At 69.2% G+C, this 24,101-nt stretch carries 20 protein-coding genes; 10 read left to right on the top strand and 10 right to left on the bottom strand.

The features are described from left to right. Positions 1 to 2 precede the first annotated feature (2 nt). Positions 3 to 860: a MurR/RpiR family transcriptional regulator gene (locus IEY63_RS09365; protein ID WP_189068735.1), complete on the bottom strand. Its 858-nt coding sequence runs from the start codon at positions 858 to 860 to the stop codon at positions 3 to 5. 400 nt (positions 861 to 1,260) lie between these two features. Here IEY63_RS09365 and IEY63_RS09370 point away from each other — a divergent pair, with 400 nt between their 5' ends. After that, positions 1,261 to 3,258, top strand: coding sequence for a glycosyl hydrolase family 18 protein (locus tag IEY63_RS09370; RefSeq protein WP_229784606.1), 1,998 nt, complete (start codon positions 1,261 to 1,263; stop codon positions 3,256 to 3,258). Positions 3,259 to 3,371: 113 nt separating this feature from the next. On the opposite strand, the gene IEY63_RS09375 is transcribed toward IEY63_RS09370, so the two are convergent. From IEY63_RS09375 to IEY63_RS09400, 6 genes are all read right to left on the bottom strand, one after another. Further along, positions 3,372 to 5,270, bottom strand: a complete 1,899-nt coding sequence (locus IEY63_RS09375) for an ATP-binding protein (protein ID WP_189068736.1) — start codon at positions 5,268 to 5,270, stop codon at positions 3,372 to 3,374. A gap of 16 nt (positions 5,271 to 5,286) precedes the next feature. After that, entirely contained in the window at positions 5,287 to 5,709 is a 423-nt protein-coding gene (locus tag IEY63_RS09380; protein ID WP_189068737.1) for a response regulator, read from the bottom strand. Beyond that, complete coding sequence (locus tag IEY63_RS09385) at positions 5,706 to 8,009, bottom strand: ATP-binding protein (RefSeq protein WP_189068738.1); 2,304 nt, start codon at positions 8,007 to 8,009, stop codon at positions 5,706 to 5,708. Before IEY63_RS09385 ends, IEY63_RS09380 begins: the two co-directional genes overlap by 4 nt. Then, positions 8,006 to 8,632 carry a biliverdin-producing heme oxygenase gene (locus tag IEY63_RS09390; protein WP_189068739.1) on the bottom strand — a complete coding sequence of 209 codons (627 nt, stop codon included), beginning with the start codon at positions 8,630 to 8,632 and terminating at the stop codon, positions 8,006 to 8,008. The genes IEY63_RS09385 and IEY63_RS09390 overlap by 4 nt, the downstream gene beginning before the upstream one ends. 224 nt (positions 8,633 to 8,856) lie before the next feature. Continuing rightward, positions 8,857 to 9,849 (bottom strand): tyrosine-type recombinase/integrase, encoded by a 993-nt coding sequence (locus IEY63_RS09395; RefSeq protein WP_189068740.1) that lies wholly within the window; start codon positions 9,847 to 9,849, stop codon positions 8,857 to 8,859. A gap of 338 nt (positions 9,850 to 10,187) precedes the next feature. Next, the gene (locus IEY63_RS09400; RefSeq protein WP_189068741.1) at positions 10,188 to 11,468 is read right to left on the bottom strand and encodes an AMP-binding protein; all 1,281 of its coding nucleotides are present in this window, start codon (positions 11,466 to 11,468) and stop codon (positions 10,188 to 10,190) included. A 267-nt stretch (positions 11,469 to 11,735) separates the two neighbouring features. Here IEY63_RS09400 and IEY63_RS09405 point away from each other — a divergent pair, with 267 nt between their 5' ends. The 5 genes from IEY63_RS09405 (at position 11,736) to IEY63_RS09425 (ending at position 16,948) form a co-directional block, all read left to right on the top strand. Further along, on the top strand, positions 11,736 to 12,878 hold the full coding sequence (locus tag IEY63_RS09405; RefSeq protein WP_189068742.1) for an ABC transporter substrate-binding protein: 1,143 nt from the start codon (positions 11,736 to 11,738) through the stop codon (positions 12,876 to 12,878). 149 nt (positions 12,879 to 13,027) lie between these two features. Continuing rightward, positions 13,028 to 14,077 (top strand): branched-chain amino acid ABC transporter permease, encoded by a 1,050-nt coding sequence (locus tag IEY63_RS09410; RefSeq protein ID WP_189068743.1) that lies wholly within the window; start codon positions 13,028 to 13,030, stop codon positions 14,075 to 14,077. After that, entirely contained in the window at positions 14,074 to 15,876 is a 1,803-nt protein-coding gene (locus tag IEY63_RS09415) for a branched-chain amino acid ABC transporter ATP-binding protein/permease (protein ID WP_229784607.1), read from the top strand. The genes IEY63_RS09410 and IEY63_RS09415 overlap by 4 nt, the downstream gene beginning before the upstream one ends. Then, positions 15,873 to 16,592 carry an ABC transporter ATP-binding protein gene (locus IEY63_RS09420; RefSeq protein WP_189068744.1) on the top strand — a complete coding sequence of 240 codons (720 nt, stop codon included), beginning with the start codon at positions 15,873 to 15,875 and terminating at the stop codon, positions 16,590 to 16,592. Before IEY63_RS09415 ends, IEY63_RS09420 begins: the two co-directional genes overlap by 4 nt. Next, complete coding sequence (locus tag IEY63_RS09425; RefSeq protein WP_229784608.1) at positions 16,589 to 16,948, top strand: hotdog fold thioesterase; 360 nt, start codon at positions 16,589 to 16,591, stop codon at positions 16,946 to 16,948. The genes IEY63_RS09420 and IEY63_RS09425 overlap by 4 nt, the downstream gene beginning before the upstream one ends. A gap of 42 nt (positions 16,949 to 16,990) precedes the next feature. Here the strand turns inward: IEY63_RS09425 and IEY63_RS09430 are convergent, their stop codons facing one another. Then, positions 16,991 to 17,845, bottom strand: a complete 855-nt coding sequence (locus IEY63_RS09430; RefSeq protein WP_189068745.1) for a site-specific integrase — start codon at positions 17,843 to 17,845, stop codon at positions 16,991 to 16,993. 497 nt (positions 17,846 to 18,342) lie between these two features. Between IEY63_RS09430 and IEY63_RS09435 the strand changes: the two genes are divergently transcribed. Both IEY63_RS09435 and IEY63_RS09440 read left to right on the top strand, forming a co-directional pair. Next, on the top strand, positions 18,343 to 18,837 hold the full coding sequence (locus IEY63_RS09435; protein WP_189068746.1) for a YciE/YciF ferroxidase family protein: 495 nt from the start codon (positions 18,343 to 18,345) through the stop codon (positions 18,835 to 18,837). Between the two features lie 124 nt (positions 18,838 to 18,961). After that, complete coding sequence (locus IEY63_RS09440) at positions 18,962 to 20,203, top strand: MFS transporter (RefSeq protein ID WP_189068747.1); 1,242 nt, start codon at positions 18,962 to 18,964, stop codon at positions 20,201 to 20,203. Positions 20,204 to 20,250: 47 nt separating this feature from the next. Here the strand turns inward: IEY63_RS09440 and IEY63_RS09445 are convergent, their stop codons facing one another. Beyond that, a complete protein-coding gene (locus tag IEY63_RS09445) occupies positions 20,251 to 21,132 on the bottom strand; it encodes a LysR family transcriptional regulator (RefSeq protein WP_189068748.1) in 882 nt (293 codons plus the stop codon). A gap of 80 nt (positions 21,133 to 21,212) precedes the next feature. Between IEY63_RS09445 and IEY63_RS09450 the strand changes: the two genes are divergently transcribed. Next, positions 21,213 to 21,644 carry an Ohr family peroxiredoxin gene (locus tag IEY63_RS09450; protein WP_189068749.1) on the top strand — a complete coding sequence of 144 codons (432 nt, stop codon included), beginning with the start codon at positions 21,213 to 21,215 and terminating at the stop codon, positions 21,642 to 21,644. A gap of 126 nt (positions 21,645 to 21,770) precedes the next feature. On the opposite strand, the gene IEY63_RS09455 is transcribed toward IEY63_RS09450, so the two are convergent. After that, the gene (locus IEY63_RS09455; RefSeq protein WP_189068750.1) at positions 21,771 to 22,145 is read right to left on the bottom strand and encodes an HU family DNA-binding protein; all 375 of its coding nucleotides are present in this window, start codon (positions 22,143 to 22,145) and stop codon (positions 21,771 to 21,773) included. Between the two features lie 292 nt (positions 22,146 to 22,437). Here IEY63_RS09455 and IEY63_RS09460 point away from each other — a divergent pair, with 292 nt between their 5' ends. Further along, on the top strand, positions 22,438 to 24,072 hold the full coding sequence (locus IEY63_RS09460) for a long-chain-fatty-acid--CoA ligase (RefSeq protein ID WP_189068751.1): 1,635 nt from the start codon (positions 22,438 to 22,440) through the stop codon (positions 24,070 to 24,072). Positions 24,073 to 24,101: the final 29 nt, after the last annotated feature.

A 24,101-nucleotide genomic window follows, 5' to 3' on the forward strand; every position in this document is an offset into this window, starting at 1 on the left:
GGTCAGTACTTCTTCTCGACGACACTCTCAGCCGTGACGCGCAGCATGGCGGCGGCCTCGGGGCGGCGGGCGAGCAGGGCGGTGTACAGCAGTTCCAGCACCAGCGTCTGACTGATCAGGGTGTCCATCACGGCGTCGGTCAGGGGATCTTCCTGCCGGGACGTGAACAGCACGCGGCTGGCGTAGCGGGTGATGGGCGACGAGGCGCGGTGCGTGATGGCCACCGTGTAGTGCCCGTGGCTCTGGGCGAGGCGCAGGTGCTGCACGGTGTCGATGGTGCTGCCGGAACTCGTCAGGCCGATCACGACGCCGCCGCGCGGCAGGGTCGAAATGCTCACGGCCGCGACGTGCGGGTCGGTGAAGGCCTGCGCGGTGATGCCCAGCCGCAGCAGGCGGTGCGCGAACAGCTGCGCGATCATGCCGCTGTTGCCCTGCCCGGTCAGGTCCACGCGGGGCGCGCGGGACAGCTGCTCCGCGACCGCTTCAATTGCGTCGGGGGCGAGGAGGCGACCGGTGTCCTCCAGGGTCAGTTTGGCCTGCTTGACCAGCCGGGCGGTGTGCCCCTCAAGGTTGGTGGGCCGGTCGCTGGTGGTATCGCGGCCCGCAACGTCGGCGGCCAGCGCGATCTTGAAAGCGTGGAAGCCCGCGAAGTCCAGTTTGCGGCACAGGCGGGTGATGGTCGCCTCGCCCACGCCGGCGCTGGCGGCCAGTTCGGTGATGGTCTGGTGAATGACGGTATCCGCTTCCCGCAGGACGTGGTCGGCGACCTGCCTCAGGGACGGGGAGAGGTTGTGGGCGTGCAGACGGATGCGGCTGATGGCTCCCGGCGTCTGGGACGGGCGCGTGGTGGTCTGACTCATGCGACTCCTGGGTGGGTCAACGGCTGGTGATGACCCACTGTAAATCCTGAAAATTATTTTTGTCAAGCTGAGCAGTTTTGTGGTTCAGATTTTCAGGATTGTGCCGATGCCTGATCTGGACAACTGATGGCGCTCTGGCCGAAGAGAATCTCGAAGTGTGACAAACGCCCGCAGGAACGTTGTCTTTTCGACCATTTTTCGTCTCGGTACTGAGGCGTATTTTCCACGCTTGAGTGAGCGTGAGTCGTGACGGCGGGTCAGATGACAAGCACTTCTAGAAAAATCTGAGTGTCTGAAAAAAATTACCTCCTTGGCTTGACAATCTGAAAATCATTCTGCATGATGCAGGAGTTCCAGCAACCCACCGGTCACCATCCACTCCCCCTACATGAGGTGAGGTATGCCCAAGACTGCCCTGAACCTGTCCGCCCTATTGAGCGCCGCGCTGCTGCTGGGCGGCTGCGCCGACCAGGCCGCCCCCACCGCCACCCGGGCGCCGCACCTGAGTACGCTGGCCACCGGGCCTACCGCCACGTTCGACAGTACTGGCGCGTGGGACACGGGCTTTACCGGCCGTATCACGCTCAGCAATCCCGGCACGGCCCCCATCACCGGCTGGACGCTGAAATTCAAGTTCAACGGCAATGCCAGCGCGGGCAGCAGCGTCTGGGGCGCCGGGGGCAGCATCTCGAAGGACAGCGCCGGGCTGTACACGGTCACGCCGAACAGCTGGGGCGGCGCCACCATCCCCGCCGGGGGCAGCGTCACCATCGGCTACGACGGCACCGGTCAGCTCAGCGGCGTGAACACCTGCACCCTGAACGGCGCGTCCTGTGGCGGCACAAGCACTGGTGGTGACACCACCGCCCCCACCGTGAGCCTCACGGCCAGCCCCACCACCGTTACCGCAGCCGGCACCGTCACCCTGAACGCGGCCGCCAGCGACAACGTGGGCGTCAGCAAAGTCGAGTTCTACGCCGGGGGCACGCTCCTGGGCACCGACACGACCGCGCCGTACAGCTGGACGGACGCGGTGGGCAGCGCGCAGAACGGCACGCGGACGTACGCCGCCAAAGCCTTCGACGCGGCGGGCAACTCGACCTCGGCCACGGCCAGCGTCACCGTCAATATCGGCGGCACCACCCCGCCCCCCACCAGCGGCTTCAAACGCATCGCGTACTTCGCGCAGTGGGGCATCTACGGCCGCAACTATCAGGTGAAGAACATCGACACCAGCGGCACGGCCGCCACCCTCACGCACATCAACTACGCCTTCGGGAACGTGTACAACGCGGGCGGCACGTACAAGTGCGACATCGTCACCCGCGCCGAGAGCGGGAGCGGAGACGGCGGGGACGGATTCGCCGACTACGGCAAGAGCTTCGACGCGGCCACCAGCGTGGACGGCGCCCCAGACGTCTGGAGCCAGCCGCTGAAAGGCAACTTCAACCAGCTGAAGAAACTCAAGGCGAAATACCCCAACCTGAAGGTCCTCATCTCGCTGGGCGGCTGGACCTGGAGCCGCTACTTCAGCGCCGCCGCGAGCACCGACGCGTCCCGCAGGGCGCTAGTGAGTTCCTGCATTGACCTGTACATCAAGGGGAACCTCCCGGTGTCCTCGGACGGCGCGGGCGGGCCCGGCGCGGGTGCGGGCGTGTTCGACGGCATCGACATCGACTGGGAATACCCGGGTGGCGGCGGCCTGGCGTACAACACCGTCAGCCCCAACGACAGGCAGAACTTCACGCTGCTGCTGCAGGAATTCCGCCGTCAGCTGGACGCCCTGCGCCCGGGGCTGCTGCTGACCATCGCCGCGCCCGGCGGGCCTGACAAGATCGCCAACCAGGACCCCGCCGGGTACAGGGCCGCCGTCGACTGGGTGAACATCATGACCTACGACTTCCGCGGCGCCTGGGACGCTGGCGGCCCCACCAACTTCCACAGCAACCTGTATACCGACCCGAACGGCCCAGGCAGCGGCCCCGCGAAGACCTACTCGGTGGACACGGCCGTGAACGCCTTCCTGAACGCCGGGATGCCCGCGAACAAGATCGTGGTGGGCGTGCCCTTCTACGGGCGCGGCTGGACCGGCGTGCTCAATGCCAATAACGGCCTGTACCAGAGTGCCAGTGGTCCCGCGCGCGGCACGTACGAGGCCGGCATCGAGGACTACAAGGTGCTGAAGAACGCCCCGGGCAGTGTGTTCCGCAGCGCCACGACCGGCCAGATGTGGAAGTACGACGGCACGACCTTCTGGAGTTACGACGATGAGCAGGTCATCGCGGCGAAGATGGCGTACATCAAGAGTAAGGGCCTGGGCGGCGCGATGGCGTGGTCCCTGGACGGCGATGACGCTCAGGGCACCCTGGCGAAAGCCGTGGCGAACGGCCTGAAGTAAACGCAGGTTCCGCGGCCGCTCCCACCTGGATGTCACGTCCAGGTGGGAGCGGCCGCAGGTGATGGTCTGTGGCTGGGACCGGGTTCTGCTGGTGCGGGCGGCGCCCGGGGCGGTCAGCGGTGAATGCGGCTGACGTGAGACACCACCGGCAGGTCCGCGTCCGTGCGGGGCGGCGCGACCGGCACGGTGAACTGAATGGTGGTACCGCCCGGTCCTCCCGCGGTGGGCGGGTCAATCCAGATGCGCCCGCCGCGGTCCTCCACGATCCGGCGGCACAGGGCCAGGCCGATGCCGTTCCCGACGTACTCATCGCGGGTGTGCAGCCGCTGGAAGATCACGAAGACCCGCTCGGCGTACTCCTCGGGCACGCCGATACCATTGTCCCGCACCGTGAAGTGCCACGTGCCGGCCCGCTCGTGCGCGCTGAGCTGCACGACCGGGTGAACGCCGGCCCGGTGGAATTTCAGGGCGTTCCCGATCAGGTTCAGGAACAGCTGCGTGAACTGCGTGGGGTTCACCGTCAGGGTGGGCAGCGGCCCCACCTGCACCTCGCCGCCCGTGTCGGAGATCAGGGTGTGCAGCTGCACCTGCACGCTCTGCACGAGCGCGTTCAGGTCCGTGCGGGTGGGGGGGGCGTGCCGGTCATGCATGCGGCTGATGGACAGCACGTCGTCGATCAGGGTGGCCATGCGCTGCGCGCCGTCCACGATGATATTCATGTACCGCTGCGCGCGGCTGTCCAGCTGCGTGCTGTAGCGGCTGCTCAGCAGCTGCGTGAACGACCCGATGGTCCGCAGGGGTTCTTTCAGGTCGTGACTGGCCACGTGCGCGAACTGCTCCAGGTCGCGGTTGCTGCGTTCCAGGGCTGCCGTGCGGACCTTGACCCGTTCCTCCAGCGTGTGGCGGTCCTGCTGTTCCCGTTCCAGCAGCGCGGCGCGCATGAGGGCGGTGTGCAGCAGTTCCTCGAAGGTGGAGTACAAGGTGGCGCGCGCGCCGTCCTCCTCGGTCCGGTGGACCAGCAGGGTGCCCAGCCACGCGCCGTCATGCGTGAGAGGCGTGCCGCGCCAGGAGGGCGTGCGTTCCGGCTGCGTGGGGTGACCCGACAGCCACCCCTGAACGTCCGGTGCGAGGTCCGGCGGCAGGGGCTCGCCCGGCAGGATGAGCTGCGCGTCACTGCCCAGCAGGGCGGGCGCGGCGTGCCGGGCGGCGCGCTGCACGTCCTGAAGGGTGCGGGCGGCGTTCAGGGCCGCGGCGGTCGCGTACAGCTCATTGAGCTGCTGGGTGTGGGCGCGTTCACGGGCCTGAATCTCACGGCGGGGCGTGTCGTCGTACAGGTACACGGTCTGGACGTGCTCGCCGGGGTACACGCGGGCGTGCAGCCACGTGCCGCGCGGCGTGTGCAGGTCCGCGCTGCCCCCGGTCCCGGCGCGCAGCAGGTCCGGGAGGGCCGTCCCGGTCAGCCACGCCAGGCTGGTCAGGGGCTGGCCCCGCAGGTCCGGGTTGGTGTCCAGCAGGCCCTCGGCGGCGCGGTTGAGGTTCAGGACGCGCAACTCCCCGTCCACCTGAAGCACCCCGTCGGTGATGCTGCGCAGCAGCGCCGACTGCTGCGCCTGCGCGTCACTCAGCGCCTGGCTGAGCGCGTGGGTGTTCAGCGCGGCCTGCACGGAGCGGCGCAGGGTGTCCGGCGTCAGGCGGCCCTTGACGAGGTAATCCTGCGCGCCGGCGCGCATGGCCTGCACGGCGATCTCCTCGTCCCCCACGCCGGTCAGGATGATCACGGCGCATCCGGGTGGGTGTTCTTGCAGGAACTCCACGCCGGTGGTGTCGGGCAGCTGGTAGTCCAGCAGGATGACGTCCGGGGTGGTGGTTCGCAGGAGCGCGGCGGCCTCCTCGCCCAGGCTGGCCTGACTGAGCGTGACCTGCCAGTCCGGCCAGGCGCGCAGGTACCGCAGGTACGTGGCGGTATCTTCCGGGCTGTCGTCTATGACCAGCACGTGAATGGACTGCGTCATGCGGGGCCGCCGGGCGTCACGGGGCCTCCGGGGCCTGCGGAAGCTGCGCGGCTTCCAGCCAGAAGTCCAGCGTGAGGCGCAGCTGGTTGGTGAACTGCGCGAAGTTCACGGGTTTGGTCAGGTAACTGTTCGCGCCGAGCGCGTAGCAGTCGTTGATGTCGCGGGCGCTGGCGGACGTGGACAGCACGACGACGGGCAGGGTGCGGGTGCGGGCGTCACGGCGCAGGGCGCCCAGCACCTCGCGGCCGTCCGTGCCCGGGAGGTTCAGGTCCAGCAGGATCAGGCTGGGCCAGTTCGACGCTTCCTGCAGCCAGGTCAGCGCGGCGTCCCCGTCGGCGCAGCGGTCCAGCGGCAGGGCGCGGTTCAGGCGATTCAGCGCCCACTGGATGGCGGTGAAGTCCTCGTCGCTGTCCTCGACGATCAGCAGGCGGTGCGTCACGTGGCCTGCCCGGGGTTCAGCGTGAAGTAGAAGGTGGTGCCCTGTCCGATCACGCTCTCCAGCCAGATGAGGCCGCCGTGCCGCTCGACGAGTTTCTTCACGATGGTCAGCCCGGCGCCGGTGCCGCCCCCGAACTGATCGCGGGCGTGCAGCCGCTTGAAGATCCGGAAGATGTTCTCGAAGTGCTTCTCGTGAATGCCGATGCCGTTGTCGCGCACGTAGATGATCCACGCGTCGTCCGGCAGGACCGCGGGGAGGGACAGGTCGCCGCGCTCACCCGGGGCGACGGCACCCACCTCAATCACGGGCTGCGCCTTGTCGGTGTACTTCACGGCGTTCGTGATGAGGTTGTTCAGGATCTCCCCGACCCGCACGCGGTCCAGCAGCAGGGTCGGCAGGGGCGCCGCGTGAACCTGCGCGCCCGCATGATCCAGCCGCGCCGAGAGCACGTCCAGGACGCCGTGCAGCACGTCGTTCAGGTCCGTGGGCCGGAAGCTGAGGTCCACGCGTCCCATCCGGGAGTACAGCAGCAGCGAGTCGATCAGGTCATCCATGCGCTGCGTGAGCCGCACCAGCGTGTTCAGTTTCGACACGCCGTCCTCGTCCAGCTGCTGCGCGTACGATTCGAGCAGGAACATGGAGTAGTTGTGCAGGCCCCGCAGGGGCTCTTTCAGGTCGTGACTAGCAATGTACGCGAAGGCGTCCAAGTCGGCGTTGCTGCGCGCCAGGTCCAAGTTGCTGCGCGTCAGGTCGTCGTTCAGTTCGCGGATCTCCTCGGCGCGGCGCAGCACGATGTTCAGCAGCGCCCGCCGCAGGGTCCGGGCCGCGGCGATCTCCTCAGGCAGCCACGGCGTGCTGCGGCTGCGGACCGTCTGCTGCCACGCCTCAAAGGACCGGCGGGGCGACAGGCGGTCCTGACCGGCCGCGTCCACCTCGGCCGGTTTGTTCGGGTCGCCGCCCCACGTGACGGTCTGCAACTCCTCCGGGCGGAACCACATCACGTGGTCGCCCAGCTGGCGGGACAGCTGCACGCTCAGCAGGCCGCTGGCCGTGTCGGCGTACGCGGCGGCGTCCGGGAACAGTTCGCTCAGGGCGCGGGTGTGCAGCACTTCCGCCTCGGCCTGCGTGCCCAGCCACGCCTGCAACGCCCGGACCTGCTCGGTGGTGGGCGCGCGGCCCATGCGGATGATCTCGCCGTCCAGGCACACGGCGGCGCCGCTGGCATCCACGAACTCCAGCAGCTGCGAGTGCTGCCCGACGAGCGCCTCCATCAGGTCCGGGGCGTTCGCGAGGCGTTCCATCAGCTGCGACTGCGCGTCTTTAAGGTGCAGCTGATACGTCTGATCCTGCCGCTCCTGCCACGCGCTCAGCTGCACGCTGGCCACCTGCCCGATCAGTTCGCACGCGGCGCGGACGTTGGCACTCAGCGCACGTGGGCCGGTGTGATGGCACGCGATCAGGCCCCACAGTTCAGCGCCGCGCAGCAGGCTGATACTCATGGACGCCCCGACACCCATGTTCCGCAGGTACTCCAGGTGAATGGGGGACACGCTGCGCAGCGCGCAGTAACTCATGTCCAGCGGCTGCTCACCGGGATGCGCGAGCAGCGGCACCGGCGTGTAGTTCGCGTCCGCGATGATGCGCAGCATGTTCATCACGTACAGGGCCCGCGCCTGCTTGGGAATGTCCGACGCGGGGTAGCGCAGACCCAGGTACGGCGTCATGCCGGGCGCGCTGCGCTCAGCGATCACGGTGCCGGTGCCGTCATCGGCGAACTGGTACACCATCACGCGGTCAAAGCCCGTCAGCGCCTGCACCTCCTGAGCGACCAGGGCCACGAAGTGATCCTGGTTCGGCGCGGCGTTCAGGCGCCCCAGCGCGGCGCGCACCAGCGAGTACGCGTCGGTCTGCACGGCGCTGCGCGGCGTCTGCTCGAATTCCAGGATGGTCAGGTCGTTCATCTGGTGGGCGGTCACGTCAAAGGGCCCGCGGCCCCGGACCTCGGCGCTGAGCAGCAGCAGCGGGTTGCGCTGAAGGCCGCCCGAGCGCAGGGCCTCCCTGACCTGCCCGGCCAGAGGGCCGTCCAGCAGCTGTTCCAGCGGGCCGCCCAGCGCGTCCGTCACGGCCACGCCCAGCAGCTCGGGCAGGTTCTCGCTGACCTGCACGATGGTCGCGCCCCGCAGGGCGACCATCGCCCCGTGAGGCTGCACGGCGCCGGGAATGTGAATGGGTTCGCGGTCGCAGTTCGTCAGGTCAACGGGCGCGTCCAGGGCGGTCACGCGGACAGGATCGTGGGTCATGCGCTCTCCGGGGCCGCCAGTCCAGTAGCGGCGGGGAAGGTCAGGTCAGCGAAGGTGCGGGTGGCCGCCTCGACAGCCCGCGCCGCGAACAGCGCCGGGTGCGGGTCGCGGGCGTGCCGGGCCGACAGCAGGTGCCCGAAGGTCCGCCAGCGCGCGCCGACCTCCGCACCGTAACTGCCGTAATACCGGAGGGCGTCCTCGCTGAACTTCAGGCGCCGCAGGTGACGGATGACCAGCTGTCCACCCAGCGTGGCCCCCTCCAGGACGTACGCGGCGCCCCAGGCGTCCGCCTCGCAGCGCAGCCACGCGGGCGGAGGCCCGGTTGGCCCGACCGTCCGGCCCAGGGCGGTCAGATCGGCCGCCAGCAGGGGGGCCTTGCGGCGGGACGCGAGGTCCAGCGCCGCGCGCTCCTCTCCGGTCAGGTCCGCACTCAGCAGGGCTTCCAGCGTGGGTTCCAGCCGGGCGTGCCGGGCGTGCAGCCACGAGAGGACGTCCGCGTAGTGCGCCGCAGAGAGCGCCGGGTCCATGAGATTCAGGGCGTGCTCGGCCCTGACGTGCGCCTGGCGCGTGTCGGTTTTCAGGCGGGCGAGCAGCGGGGCGGCCGAGGAGGGCGAGGTGGTCACGCCGCACCGGGCAGGAGGCCGGCCCGCCGGGCGTCCGGTGGTGAAGGGAGACATGGACCGGTACCTTGCATGAATACGGTGAGCCTATCAGCGCACCCCCGCCGCGGAACAGGACGCCCGCCCGATTGATGGAGTAAATGAAGCTCTTATGAAGTCAGGTGCGGGCCTGCCGCGCCGTCACGGGGACGCGACCGGTTCGGCGCCTTGGCCGGTCCGCGCCCCGTTCACCAGCCCGCCAGATCATCCTTCAGGTCGTCCGTGGCGAGTTTCGCGTAGCCCCGCCGGGTAGTGTCGATGCTCTCGTGTCCCAGGTGCGCCGCGACCCGCCCGAAATCCTTGACCTGCTGAAGCAGCCGCGTCCCGGCATACTTGCGGCCCGGGTGGAACCCCCGGAACTTCACGCCAGCCGCCTGGAAGGCCTTCTCCAGGTGGTACCGGGCGGTCATGGGTGACGCGTACCGGAACACGTGGCCGACGGGCGTGGTGCGCTTGCCGTCCGTGTGGTCGGGGCCGCCGGGTGCGTACAGGCCACGGTAGTGCCGGCTGGCGCGGGCAAGGCTGGTACTCATGGCGACCACGCGTTCCTTACGTCCCTTCCCGCTGCGCACGTGAACGCGGCGGCTGGCCTCGTCCACATCGTCCCAGGTCAGGGCGAGCGCCTCACTGATGCGCAGCCCCGCGTGAGCCGTGAGGAACAGCAGGAACTTCACGTGCACGTCCGCGTGATCAAGGACGTCCGCGAGCTCATCCTCCTGATACGGCGGGCGTTTCACGAGGCCGGGCGTGCGGTCCTTGGGAATCTTCACGTCCTTGAAGGGGTCAGCCTCGGTGGCACCAGCCCAGCGGAGCGCGCGGTACAGGCAGTTCGCGGCCGCGACTTTCAATTGCACGCCGGCGGGCTTGCGTCCGGCGCTCAGCATGAACGCGACGTAGCTGGAGGCGTCCCGGCGACCGGGCCGCAGGAGATTCACGGCGTTCGCAGTGGCGTACTCAAGGAACTGCCGTACGCCCAGGGTGTACGCCTCGGTGGTGCGTGGGCTGGTGAGCAGGCCACTGACGCCCTCATGGGTGAGGTACGCGCGGGTCAGGGAGAGCAGGTCGGCCACGTGCTTGTCCCCGGCGGCCTGCACGGCGCGTCGGCGGAGTTCGTCATCGGGCAGGCTGGCCCACGTCTGGGCCTGGGCGAGGACCGTCGCAGCGTACGGGGCCAGGGTCATGAGGGCGTTGGGTACTCCGACATACCTGATCTTACCTAAGTCCGCTTAGGTAAGATAGAGCCTGAACTGGTTGTTTGCTTTGTGACCCCTCCTGTACCCCTCGGCGCAGCGCGGAGGGGCCTTCCTGGCGCTCCTGTGAGGAAGTGATTTTTATGACGTCTGGCACGACAATTCTGCTAAGCATGGTGCAGAGCGCGTGTGAATTTCAGGTGGGCATCGCCGCCGCAGCCCCTTGTCAGGCGGCCGCCCTACATTCGAGGTTGGCTTCTAACCTGACCGGCGGGTCCGGCTGGCCGGTCAGGTCAGTGCCTGGCCGCCAGCCTCCCGGTCGCCAGGGCTCAGCGGGCCGCTCGGCGATCCACCACCCGCTGAAGTTTCCCGCCCTCGCTGCGGGGCAATTCGCCCGGACCGCATAGCTCGCACGTGAGGGTCACGCCCAGCTGCTCCTTGAGCACCCGGATGACCTCATCCTGCAGCGGCGCGTCCACCCGCGTGCTCTCCACGCGCAGCAGCAGTTCATCCAGCGGGCCCGCGTTCGTCAGGACCAGCTGGTAATGCGGTTGCAGTTCGCTGAAGTGCACCAAGGCCGCCTCGATCTGCGTGGGGTACACGTTCACGCCGCGCAGGATGATCATGTCGTCGCTGCGGCCCCGGATGCGGTCCATGCGGCGCATGGTGCGGCCCGTCGCGTTCGGGCCGGGCAGCAGCCGGGTGATGTCGCCCGTCCAGTACCGCAGCAGCGGCATCGCGGTGCGGGTCATGGAGGTCAGGACCAGCACACCGAACTCCCCGTCAGGCAGCGGCTCGCCTGTCTCCGGATGAACAATTTCCGGGTAGAAGTGATCCTCCCAGAGGTAACTGCCGCGCTGCTCGGTCACGTCCTCGTTGCTGACGCCCGGGCCCATGATCTCGGACAGGCCGTAGATGTTCGTGGCCTGCACGCCCAGGCGGTCCTGCACTTCCACGCGCATGGCGTCACTCCAGGGTTCCGCGCCCAGCACCGCGTACTTCAGGCTCAGGGTCTGCGGCGTGTGGCCCCGGCGGGCCAGGGCGTCCGCGAGGACCAGCGCGTAGCTGGGCGTGCAGGAAATCACCTCGGGTTCAAAGTCCTCGATGAGCTGCACCTGCCGCTCTGTGCCGCCGCCCGACACGGGAATCACGCCCGCGCCCAGCCGCTCGGCGCCCGCGTGGACGCCCAGTCCACCCGTGAACAGCCCGTACCCGTACGCGTTGTGGAACAGCATGCCGGGCCGCACCCCGGCGGCGTGCAGGCTGCGGGCCACGACCTCCGCGAACACGTCCAGGTCGTGCGCGTCGTACCCAACGACGGTGGCCTTGCCGCTCGTGCCGCTGGACGCGTGCACGCGGCGCAGCTCGGCGCGAGGCACGCTGAACAGCCCGAAGGGGTAGTGGTCGCGCAGGTCGCTCTTGCGCGTGAACGGGTAGTGCCGCAGGTCGTCCAGGCTGCGCAGGTCGTCGGCGCTCAGGCCGAGCTGCCCGAAGCGCGCTCGGTACGCGAGCACCCGGTCGTACAACCGGGCGATGGTGTCCCGCAGCTGCTGGAGTTGCAGGGCGCGCAGGTCGGGCAGCGGCAGGGCCTCGGCGGCGGGGTTGAACATCGGACTCCTCATCTGGGGTGGGCCGGAGGGGGTGGGCGCGGGCGCTGCCCGGCGCCTGAACCTGCTGAGCGGTCGGTGGTGAGGGGAGTGTAGGGGCCACGTCCCGAGCGTGTCAACGCGCCGGTGGACGCCGCGTACGGCAGAGGCGGCCACCGCGGCCACATGGACCGAACAGGCGTTCACCGGGGTGTGCCATACTTCCCACACCGAAAGATCAATGCCGTTCCCCTGCCCCGGCAGGGTGGTCCCAACTGTGGAGGTACCCCCATGAAAAAGGCCCTGTTCCTGAGCGTCCTGACGCTGTTCTCTCTCGCTTCCGCGGAGGTCCGGATTGGCGTGATCGTCTCTTCGACCGGCCCGGCGGCGAGCCTGGGCATTCCCGAGAAGAACACGGTGGCCCTGCTGCCGCAGACCATCGCCGGTCAGCAGATCGTGTACACCATCCTCGATGACGCGTCCGACACGACGGCCGCCGTCACGAACGCCCGGAAACTGATCCAGGACACGAAGGTGGACCTGATCATCGGGACGACCACCACGCCCGCGTCCCTGGCCATGATTGACGTGGTCGCCGAGGCGAAGGTACCCATGATCAGCCTGGCGGCCAGTGAGGGCATCATCAAACCCGTGGACGCCAAGCGCAGCTGGGTGTTCAAGACCCCGCAGACCGACGCGCTGATGGCGGCCGCGATCGTGCAGCACATGGTGCAGAACAACGTGAAGACCGTCGGGTACATCGGCTTCAACGACGCGTACGGCGAGGGCTGGTCGGCGGAACTGAAGAAGAACGCCGCGGCACGCGGCCTGAAGATCGTCGCGGAGGAACGCTACGCCCGCAGCGATACCAGCGTGACCGGCCAGGTCCTCAAACTGGTGGCCGCGCGGCCCGACGCGATCCTGATCGGCGCGTCCGGCGTGCCGGCGGTGCTGCCGCAGAAGGCCCTGAAAGACCGCGGGTACGGGGGCAAGATCTACCAGACGCACGGCGTGGCGAACGCGGACTTCCTGCGCGTGGGCGGCCGGGACGTGGAGGGCGCCATTCTCCCGGCCGGGCCGGTCCTCGTGGCCGACCAGCTGCTCACGACGAACCCCACCCGCAAGGTGGGTCTGGCGTACATGAACCTGTACGAGGCGAAGTACGGCAAGGACTCGGTCAGCACGTTCGGCGCGCACATGTGGGACGCGGGGCTGCTGCTCCAGCGGGCGCTGCCCGTGGCGCTCAAGAAGGCCAAGCCCGGCACGGCCGCCTTCCGCAGCGCGCTGCGTGACGCGCTGGAAGGCACGCGTAACGTGATCGGCGCGCACGGCATCTTCAACCTGTCGGCCACAGATCACCTGGGCCTCGACGCCCGCAGCCGCGTGATGGTGCAGGTCGTGGACGGCACCTGGAAACTCCTCCCCAGCCGCTGAGGCGGAGCCTCCCTTCCAGTACGGAGCGTTGACGCGGCGACTTACGGTGCGGCGTCGGCGCTCTGGTCCGTCCTGCCCCTGTCCGCGACCCTGACCTCCCGCGACTCCTGCGGGCCGCCCGGCGCTGCTGACGGGCGAAAGGCACGTGCATGCAAATCTTTGATCCAAGTATCTTCCCCATCTTGGCCGCCGACGGCCTCACGAACGGCGCCGTGTACGCCCTGCTGTCCCTGGCGCTGGTACTGGTCTTTGCCGTGACGCGCGTCATTTTCGTGCCCATGGGCGAATTCGTGGTGTTCGGCACCCTGACCCTCGCGGCCCTGCAACTGGGCAAGGTGCCGGGCACCGTCACGCTGCTGCTGATCCTGCTGGGTCTCGCCGCGGCGCTGGAGGCCGCCCGCCACCTGCGCCGCGGGCACGTGACCCCGGCCGCCCTGACGGTTGGTGGGGCCGCGCTACTGGGCGCCGTGCTGTGGGGCGCGGCGCACTGGATTGCGCCCCTGAAGCCGCCCCTGCCGGTGCAGGTGCTGCTGACCCTGCTGCTGGTCGCGCCGCTGGGCCCGCTGCTGTACCGCACGGTGTTTCAGCCGCTGCAGAACGCCACCGTGCTGGTTCTGCTGATCGCGTCCGTGGCGCTGCATCTGGTCCTGACGGGCCTGGCGCTGGTCTTCTTCGGGCCGGAGGGCTCGCGTACGCCGCCGTTCGCGCAGGGCACCGTGGCGCTCGGGCAGGTGACGCTGACCTGGCAGAGCCTGCTGGTGATCCTGGTGTCCGCCGTGCTGATGCTGGCCCTGTACGTGTTCTTCGAGCGGACCATGCCCGGCAAGGCGCTGCGCGCGACCGCTGTGAACCGCCTGGGCGCCCGGCTGGTGGGGATCAGCCCCACGTCAGCGGGCACCCTGACCTTCACGCTGGCCGCCCTGATCGGCGCGCTGGGCGGCATGCTGATCGGCCCCTCGGTTGCCATGACGTACGACAGCGGCTTCCTGATCGGCCTCAAGGGCTTCGTGGGCGCCATCATCGGCGGGCTGGTCAGCTATCCCCTCGCGGCGGCCGGGGCGCTGCTGGTGGGCCTGATCGAGAGTTTTGCGTCGTTCAGTCTGTCCGGCTGGAAGGAAGTCATCGTGTTCACGCTGATCCTCCCGGTCCTGCTGTGGCGCTCGGTGATCACCCGGCACGCGCCGGAGGATGAGGAGTGACCCGGAACGTCGCGGCTGCGCGCCCCGCTCTGCGCCCCCGCACCCTCCTGACCGCGCTGGCGGTGCTGGCCGCGCTGCTGCTCCCCGCGCTGCTGCCCCTCTTTCAGGTGACGCTGCTGATCAACATCGTGATCTTCGCGCTGGTCGCCGTCGGACTGGTGCTGCTGACGGGCATCCTGGGGCTCACGAGTTTCGGGCAGGCGGCCTTCATGGGCGTGGGGGCCTACACGACGGCGGTCCTGACCACGCAGGCCGGTTGGAGTCCCTGGCTGACCCTGCTGGCCGGCTTCGCGGTGACGGGCGTCATCGCCCTGATCCTGGGGCTGGTCACGCTGCGCATGCAGGGCCACTACCTGCCTCTGGCGACCATCGCGTGGGGCATCAGCCTGTACTACGTGTTCGGGAACACGCCCGCGCTGGGCGGCTTCACGGGCCTGACGGACATTCCCCCCGTGCAGTTGCTGGGGCTGTCCCTGAACGGCCCGCGGCCCTTCGCGTACCTGGCGCTGGCGGCGCTGGGCCTGGTGGGTCTGGGCGCGCAGTTCCTGCTGTCGTCCCGCACGGGCCGCGCCATGCGGGCCCTGCGGGCCGGCCCCGTGGTCGCGGAGGCGTTCGGTGTGAACCCCTACCGCTTGAAGGTGCAGGTGTTCGTGCTGGCGTCCCTGATGGCGTCCATGGCCGGCTGGCTGTACGCGCACAGTCAGCGCTTCGTGAACCCCACACCGTTTGGCCTGCAGGCGGGGATCGAGGTGCTGTTCATGACCGTCGTGGGCGGCCCCGCGTACGTGTGGGGCGCGCTGCTCGGCTCGGGCCTGATCACGGCCCTGCGCGAGTGGCTGCGGGGGGACCTGCCGGCCCTGCTGGGCACGCAGGGGAACTTCGAGGTCATCGTGTTCGGCGTGCTGATCATCCTGGCCCTGCAGTTCGCCGGGCGCGGCCTGTGGCCCCTGCTGGAACGCTGGGTGCCCCACGGCGACCCGGCGCTGCTGCCGGAGGGCGCGCCGCTGCCCACCCGCGAGCAGCCCCAGCCGGGCCAGCCGCTGGTGCAGGTCGAGCACGCCGTGAAGCAGTTCGGGGGCCTGCGGGCCGTGGCGGACGTGTCCTTCGAAGTGCGGACCGGCGAGATTGTCGGTCTGATCGGCCCGAACGGTGCGGGCAAGAGCACCATGTTCAACCTGATCACCGGCGTGAACCCCGCCACGGGCGGGACCGTCACCATCGCCGGGCGGAACGTGACCCGCTGGCGCGCCGCGGACATTCACCGGCTGGGCGTGGCCCGCACCTTCCAGCACGTGCACCTCCTGCCGGATCAGTCTCTGCTGGTGAACACCATGGTGGGGGGGTACGCCCGCGGGCGCGCCGGACTCATTGCCAGCCTCCTGCACCTCGAACGCGCCGAGGAGGCCGCCCTACAACGCGAGGCGCTGCGGCAGCTGCGGCGCGTGGGCCTGGACGCACAGACCTTCAACCTGGCCGGGAATCTCGCGCTGGGGCAGCAGCGGGTGCTGGAGATCGCGCGCGCCCTAATGGCCGACCCGACCCTGCTGCTGCTGGACGAGCCGGCCGCCGGACTGCGCCACGGAGAGAAGCAGGAACTGGTCACGCTGCTGCGGCGCCTGCGGGACGAGGGCGTCACTGTGCTCATCGTCGAGCACGACATGGACCTCGTGATGAACCTTGTGGACCGGGTGGTGGTCATGAACTACGGAGAGAAACTGGCCGAGGGCGCCCCTCACGAGATCCGCGCTCATCCCGCCGTGCGGGAAGCGTACCTGGGCGTCGACCCGGAGGACGCGTGACCGGCCCGGCCCCGCTGCTGGACGTCCGTGATCTGGTGACCCGGTACGGCCGCGTGGAGGCGCTGTCCGGCGTGAGCATTCAGGTGCCTGCCGGGCAGATCGTCAGTGTCATCGGCGCGAACGGCGCCGGGAAGACCACCCTGATGAACTCGGTCATGGGGGTCCTGCCGTCCGCCGGGCAGATCACGTACGCCGGGGCGTCCCTTCAGGGCGTACCGCTGGAAGGGCGCGTGGCGCGCGGGATCAGCCTGGTGCCCGAACGGCGTGACCTGTTCGCGTCCATGACCGTGCAGGACAACCTGCAACTCGGCGCGTACCTGCGGCGCCGCGAGGCGTGGCGCGCGGACCTGGACGCCGTGTACACCCGCTTTCCCCGCCTGCGGGAGCGGCGTGCGCAGCTGGCCGGGACCCTCTCGGGCGGCGAGCAGCAGATGCTCGCCATCGGGCGCGCCCTGATGGCCCGCCCGAAGCTGCTGCTGCTGGACGAGCCCAGCCTGGGCCTGGCTCCCCTGATCGTCCGTGACATTCTGAACATCGTGCAGCAGCTGCGCCAGGATGGCGTCACGGTCCTCCTTGTCGAGCAGAATGCCCGCGCGAGCCTCGCTATCAGTGACCAGGCGTACGTGCTGGAAACCGGTCAGGTAAAACTCAGCGGGCCGGCGTCCGCCATTGCGAAGGACGAGAGCCTCACGGCCAGTTACCTGGGGGGCGCGTGACGGGCGATCCGTACATGGCGTTCCTGGGCGTGACCGTCCTGGAAGTCGGCGACGGTCACGCGACCGTGTCGGCCACCGTCGAGGCGCACCACATCAACATGCACGGCACGGCGCACGGGGGGTTCCTGTTCAGTCTCGCGGACGCGGCGTTCGCCCTGGCGTCCAACAGCGGCCCGGGGCGGCAGGTGGGCCTGCACGCCGACCTGCAGTACCTCCGCGCCGCGCGCCTGGGAGATCAGGTGACGGCCAGCGCCGCCGAGCAGCACCTGGGCCGCAAGACGGGTGCGTACCGCATGGAAGTCCGCGTGAACGGTCAGCTCATCGCCATGGGCAGCGGCCTGGTGTACCGCGTGTAGGACGGGCCGCCCCCCACACCCCGGACCTGAGTGCAGCGGTGCTCAGCGGCCTTGGCCGTCCAGGGTCTGCTGGGCGAGTTCACGCACCCGCCGGACCTGCCGGTCACCGTCGAAGGGGCTGAACCCGGCGCTGGACGTGGTGTGCGGATGGTCCCGCAGGGACGCGCGCCGCAGTTCACCCGGCGTGACGTAACTCAGCCCGGCCTGCTGGCAGGCGCTGAACAGCTCCGCGCGCAGGTCCGCCTCGGTCCGCCAGGGGAACACCGGGCCCGGCGGGACGCTCAACTCATCGTCCAGCAGGCCTCCGGCCGCGAAGTACAGCTCGCGCAGGGCGTGCAGGGCCGCGTCACTGAGGCGGGTGGCGGTGTGCGTGCGGGTCAGGGTGCCGGTGGGCACATGCACGTGCGCCCAGTTGAGGACCGTGAGTTCACGGGACCGCAGGGCGTGCTCGTCAATCAGCACCAGAGCGGCCCGTAGGGGGTGCGGGGCGCTGCGGTGCAGGCGTGTGATGGCCTCCCGGGTGATGAGGGGCGCGGCGCGCCGTTCACTGACGGGCCGCGGCATGCCCTGCATGGGGTGCGTGCTCAGGACGCCCGTCTCGACCAGGTGGGTGTACAGGCGGCTGAGGAGGCTGAGGCGTTTACGCGCGGAGTTGGGTTTGGCGACCGTCCCGTTGCGGTTCGTGTACGCGGCGGCATGCAGGTGATCATGCAGGGCCGCGGAGGGGCGGCGCAGATCAATGCGGTCCGGGTCTCTAGGTGTAAAGAACGCCTGGAGGTGAGAGCGGGCCACATGCACCGGGTCGGGCAGAGCGTCGGCGACGAGGGGCAGGAGGGTGTCGGCGTCGTGATCGTGGAGGGCTTTGAGGATGGCGTGGGTTGTGGGGAGATCCTGCACGCAGACTCCTTTTTATAACTGGAGATATAAAACTAACTAGATATACCTCAGATCTCACATACACCGCAAGTAAACCTGAATTGTACATCCTCAAGCAAAAGCCCATGCAGAGGCAGAAAAACAGATCGTGGCATCGGATCGACGTAAAGAACTGCATCCCACCCAACAAGGCAAGAGCTGTCGAACGTTTCCGTTTTATATCTCCGGATTCTATTTTGGTTCGATTTATCAACAGCCCTCCGAGGTAGCAGGAGCGTGCTGGCTGTGAGAAAGAACTCAAGCACCACCTACAAAAATTTCAGACCTGTCAGTGAACTGGAGACTGAACAGCTTTAGCCCATTGGCGCCCGAAGACGGCAGGTGCCAACCGAGACTGGCAAGCAGCTCCTCTCTGCCGACCTCCCCGCAGGAAGAAGCGTATCGCCGGTGCCGGGCAGGACCGTCCGGTACACCCTCCCCTAAGCCGACCGCGCGCTGCGTGGTCAAAGGAGTCAACCATGCCGTCCCTGAATTCTCTGAGTGACCTATATCTGGAACAGCTGCGCGACCTCTACTCCGCCGAAACTCAGCTGGTGCAGGCGCTGCCCAAGATGGCAGCGGCCGCCCACGATCCACAGTTAAGGGCTGGATTCGAGCAGCACCTGGAGCAGACGCGGCAGCATGTGCAGCGCCTGGAATCGGTTCTGAGCGACCTGGGTGAAACGCCCGGCGGGCACACGTGCAAGGCCATGCAGGGCCTGATCGCCGAGGGGGCCGAGATGATCGGGCAAGACGCCGCGCCCGCCGTGAAGGACGCCGGTCTGATCGCGTGTGCGCAGCGGGTGGAACACTATGAGATCGCCGGGTACGGCACAGTGGCCCGGTACGCGCAGGTGCTGGGGCACCAGCAGCATCTGGAGACGCTGCGCGCCACGGAACGTGAGGAGAAAGCCACGGACAGTCAGCTGACGACCCTGGCGGACACCATCAATGAGACTGCTGCTCGGGCCTGAGCCCAGGCTAGGGTGACAGACGAGGTCAGCGCTGGCGTATCGTCCGCGGACCAGAGGGAATCCACCCCGGGCATACGTCGTTGACTTCTCCTGCGGTGGGCCTGCGCAGGCCTACACTGCGGGTATGCTCTCAGCGCGCGTGCGGCCGTGGTATCCCGTGGTGATTGTCGTGGTGACGGTGCTGGCGCTCCTGCTGGCGGCAGGGGCGCGCAGTGCGCCCGGTGTGTTTCTACTGCCCATGCAGGACGCGCTGGGCCTGAGCCGCGGCACGCTGTCCGTAACGGCCAGCCTTGGCCTGCTGGTCTTCGGGCTGAGCGCGCCCCTGTCCGGCCGCTGGATGGACCGCTTCGGGCCGCGCCGCGTGGCGAGCGTGGGGCTGCTGCTGCTCGCCCTGAGTTTCGCCCTGAGTACGCGCATGCATGGGGCGCTGGGTCTGCACCTGACCTGGGGGCTGCTGAGCGGACTGGGGACGGGCCTAGTGGGCAGTGTGCTGGGCGCGACGGTCGCGACGCGCTGGTTCGTGCGGCGGCGTGGGCTGGTGGTGGGTCTGTTCGGCGCGGCGACCAGCGCGGGGCAGCTGGTGTTCATTCCGCTGCTGACCCGCTGGGCGCAGACGATCGGGTGGGCTCAGGCTACCCTGATCGTGGCGGCCGCGGCGCTGGCCTTGGCGCCCCTCGTGCTGGCCCTGCTGCGGGACCGCCCTGAGGATCTAGGCCTGCACCCGGACGGTCAGGCGCCCGCTCCGGGAGCACAGGCTCTGCGGCCGGACCCGGGCGTAATGCGGCGGGCGGTCCGGCACCGGGATTTCTGGCTGCTGAGCGTCACGTTCTTCGCGTGTGGGTTCACGAGTAACGGCATCATCGGCACTCATTTCATCGCGTACTGCGGGGACCTGGGTCTGGGCGCCACGTTCGCGGCGGGCACGCTGGCCCTGATGGGTGCATTCAACTTCGTGGGGACGCTGGCCAGCGGGTACCTCACGGACCGGACGGATCCGCGTGCGCTGCTGGCGGGGTACTACGTGGTGAGGGGCCTGAGCCTGGCGCTGCTGCCGCTGGTGCCGCCCGGCGCGGCGTTCACGATCTTCGCGGTACTGTTCGGGCTGGACTATATCGCCACGGTGCCCCCCACGACGGCGCTGACAGCAGACACGTTCGGACGGGCGAACGTGGGCACGGTGTACGGCTGGATCTTCTGCGCGCATCAGGTGGGCGCGGCGCTGGCGTCCTGGCTGGGCGGCGTGACGCGGGACGCGCTGGGCAGTTACGCCCCGGCGTTCCTCGCCTCGGCGGTGCTGGCAGTCGCGGCCGGGGCGCTGGCCCTGCGGGTCACGCCACCTGCCCGCCGGACCGCACCCACGGGCTGACTCCTCGGCAGACCGTGCTTCGGGGCGCCTCTCCCCTGCTGGGCGCTTCAGCGGGCGGCGATCCGCTCGGCGGCCCCAATCAGGGCGTTCAGGGCCGGGTTGTCCAGCGCTGCGCGGGTGACGAGACCCACGTCCAGCGTCACCTGGTCATCCAGCGGCACGAACCTCACGCCTTCCTGCTGCGGGTTGATCAGGGTCTGTGGGACCAGGGTCACGCCCACCCCGGCAGCCACGCGCGCCACGACGGCGCTTTCACTGCCGCCCACGGCGCGCGTGCGGGGGACCAGCCCGAAGGCCATGCACAGGGCCTGCACCTGCTCGGGCGGCAGGGTCGTCGCGTAGGGCGTGCAGGTCAGCCATTCTTCCTGCGCCAGGTCCCGCAGGGCCAGACTGGCGTGCGCCGCCAGGGGATGTTCTTGGGGGAGGGCGGCCAGCAGGGGAATGCGCGCCAGGGGCCGGGCACGGAGTTCGTCGTGCCAGACGGGCAGGGCCATCAGGCCGGCGTCGAGTTCACCGGCCAGGAGGGCCTGGCGCTGGTCGGGCGTGCACAGCTCGGTGACGTCCAGCTGCACGTCCGGGTGCGTGTCGCGCAGGGTCCGCCACAGCCGGGGCAGGAGGGCCGCCTGGGCGGCGCCCATGTACCCGAGGCGCACGCGGCCCGTTTCGCCCTGCGCGGTCCGCCGGGCCAGGGCCGACGCCTGCTCCAGCTGCGTCAGGATGGCCTGCGCCTGCGGCAGGAACGCCGCGCCCGCCGCCGTCAGGGTCACGCGGCGGGTGGTGCGGGTCAGGAGGGCCGTGCCCACCTCGTCTTCCAGCGCGCGGATAAGTCGGCCCAGCGGGGACGCGGCCAGGTTCAGCCGTTCGGCGGCGCGCCCGAAGTGGCGTTCCTCCGCCACGGTGATGAACGCCTGGAGTTGACGGAGATCCACGCCAGATTATACCGGATACGGTCAGAATGCAGCCGCATTGCCGCCTTGATGTGACTCAGTGCGCGGCGTAACATCCCCGCATGACTGCCACCGAACCCAAGCTGCTGTTCACCGCCACCTCCGACGTGCAGGGGGGCCGCACCGGTCAGGCCCAGGTGGGCCGCGACCGCCTGCCGGTCACGCTGCGACCCGCGAACTCCAGCACGGCGGGCGCGGACCCTGAGGAACTGTTCGCGGCCGGGTACGCCTCATGCTTCCTCAGCGCCCTGCAGAGCGTGGCCCGCCGTGACGGCATCACCGTCGGCGGTACGCCCCAGGCCCGCGCGCACGTCAGCCTGATGCAGGACGCCCAGGGGTACGGCCTGCGGGTCCTGCTGCAGGTGCACCTGCCCGAGACGCCCCTGGAGACCGGCGAGGCGCTGCTGCGCGCCGCGCACGCCGTGTGCCCCTACAGCCGCGCCGTGGCGGGCAACGTCCCGGTCGAGCTGGAACTGCACGCCCAGCCGTTCTGAATCGCCCGGGCCCCGGGTGACAGGGCGTACTTGGCGCGCTGTCACCCGGGACCCGTCTGCCCACACTGCACCGACAAGAAGGAGGGCCGCGCTGCATGGCGCGGCCCTCCAGTTCCAGTCAGGGATTTACAGGTTGCCCTTGAGGGTGCTGGCGACCTTGAAGGCGACTTTCTTGCCGGCGGGAATCTGGATCTTCTCGCTGGTGCCGGGGCGCACGCCGGTGCGGGCGGCGGTGGCCTTGACGCTCAGGGTGCCCAGGCCGGGCAGGCCGACGCTTTGGCCGCCCTTGATGGCGCCCACGATGACGTCCAGCATGGCGCTGACGGCTTCCTCGCTCTGCTTCTTGGTCAGGCCGGTCTTGTCGGCAACCATTTCCACGAGCTGGGTCTTGGCGACCTTGCTGCTCTCGGCCTTGGGCGCGGCTTTCGCGGCGGGAGCGGCCTTGGCGGCGGGCTTCTTGGCGGGGGCTTTCGCAGACTTTTTCGTCATGGTGAGCAGCATGACATACGCCCGCCCGGTTGGGAAGGGGGTATGGGGGCAAGGAACGCCCTCCAGCACGCCGTTCCATCCATAATGAAGACACAAATGCCGTCTGGAACGCAGAATATCCGATTTCCTTAATTCTCGCGTCCTGCACGTGGAAACTCCGGAATACCCCCACCCGGCGGGCCGTGCAGGGGCCTGAGGCGGCCCCCGGGCGGGCTTCGCGCTATGCTCGGGCCATCCACAACTCCAGCGGTCCAGGCGCGAGGCGTCCGGACCGGCACTCCCGATCTCCCGGAGGGACTCGACCATGACCCAACCGCAACCGTTCTGGCCCGAAGGTAAACCCCGCACCCTGACCCTGCCCGGCACGGGCGTGATGCACAACCTGCGGGTCAGCGCCGAACGCTACCCCGACCGGGTCGCGTGCTGGCATTACGGCCGCAGCTGGACGTACGCGCAGCTGCACGGGGACGCCACGCGCCTCGCCGGTCACCTGGCCGCGCGGGGCGTGCAGCGCGGCGACCGGGTGGCCGTCTGCCTGCAGAACAGCCCCGAGTGGGCCATCGCCGCCTTCGCCACGTGGCAGCTGGGCGCCGTGGTGGTGCCACTCGCCCCGATGCTGCAGGCGCGTGAGCTGGGCTTCTTCCTGCAGGACGCCGGCATCCGCGCCGGGGTGGTCGGCGCGGAACTGTACGACCGGGCCCATCAGGCGGGCCTGGCGCACGCCGTCGTGGCGAACGTCATGCGCGGCGCGCAGGCGACGCCCGGCGTGCCGCTCCCCGACGGGCTGGACGTCACGCCACAGCTCATGGGCGAGGACGTGACCTTCGAGGACGCCCTGCGCGCCGAGCCCGCACCGGAAGCTGCTGTGGGTGCGGATGACCTGTGCATCATGCCTTACACCTCCGGCACCACGGGTCTGCCCAAGGGCTGCATGCACACGCACCGTAGCGTGCAGGCGAACGTCTTCGGGGCGGGCGTGTGGGTGGACGGGAACGTCGAGGACGTGTTCCTGGCGGCCCTGCCGTTCTTTCACGTGACGGGCTTCATCAACAGCCTGATGAGCGCCCTGACGGTCGGCGGGAAGGTCGTGATCATGTCCCGCTGGGACCGCGACGCCGCCCGGACCCTCATCCGCGAGCAGCAGGTGACCCTCTGGACGAACACGCCCACCATGCTGATCGACCTGATGGCTTCCCCGGACTTCAACCCGGCGGACCTGCGTTCCCTGCGCAGCGTCACGGGAGGCGGCGCCAGTCTGCCCGCCGCGGTCGGCCAGCGGCTGCTGGACTTGACCGGCATCATGTTCCTGGAAGGCTACGGGCTGTCCGAGACGATGGCGCAGTCGCACAGCAACCCCAGGGGCCGCCAGAAGCTGCAGTGCCTGGGCATTCCGCTGTTCAACGTGGACGCCCGCGTGGTGGACCTCGACACCGGCCGGGAGCTGCCGCCGGGCGAGACGGGCGAGATCGTCCTGCGCGGCCCGCAGGTCATGCAGGGCTACTGGAACCGCCCCGACGCCACGGCCGAGGCGTTCATGGAGATCGGCGGGCAGCGCTACTTCCGGACGGGTGACCTGGGCTACACCGATGAGGAGGGGTACTTCTTCTTCGCAGACCGCCTGAAACGCATGGTGAACGTGTCCGGCATGAAGGTCTGGCCGGCCGAGGTGGAGAACCTGTTGCACGCGCACCCTGCCATTCAGGAGGCCTGCGTGATCAGCGTGCCGGACGAGCGCAGTGGCGAGCGGGCGCGGGCGCTGGTCGTGCTGCGCCCCGGGCAGCAGGCCACCCCCGGGCACCTGGAGACCTGGGCGCGGACGCAGATGTCCACGTACAAGGTGCCGCGGGACTGGCAGTTCGTGGAGAGCCTGCCGCGCAGCCCCACGGGCAAGGTGGCGTGGCGGCAGTTGCAGGAGGCCGCGCGGGCGCAGATGGCCTGAACGACAGGCGCGTACAGGTTCGGACAGAG

The organism is Deinococcus radiotolerans (assembly GCF_014647435.1).
Classification (GTDB): domain Bacteria; phylum Deinococcota; class Deinococci; order Deinococcales; family Deinococcaceae; genus Deinococcus; species Deinococcus radiotolerans.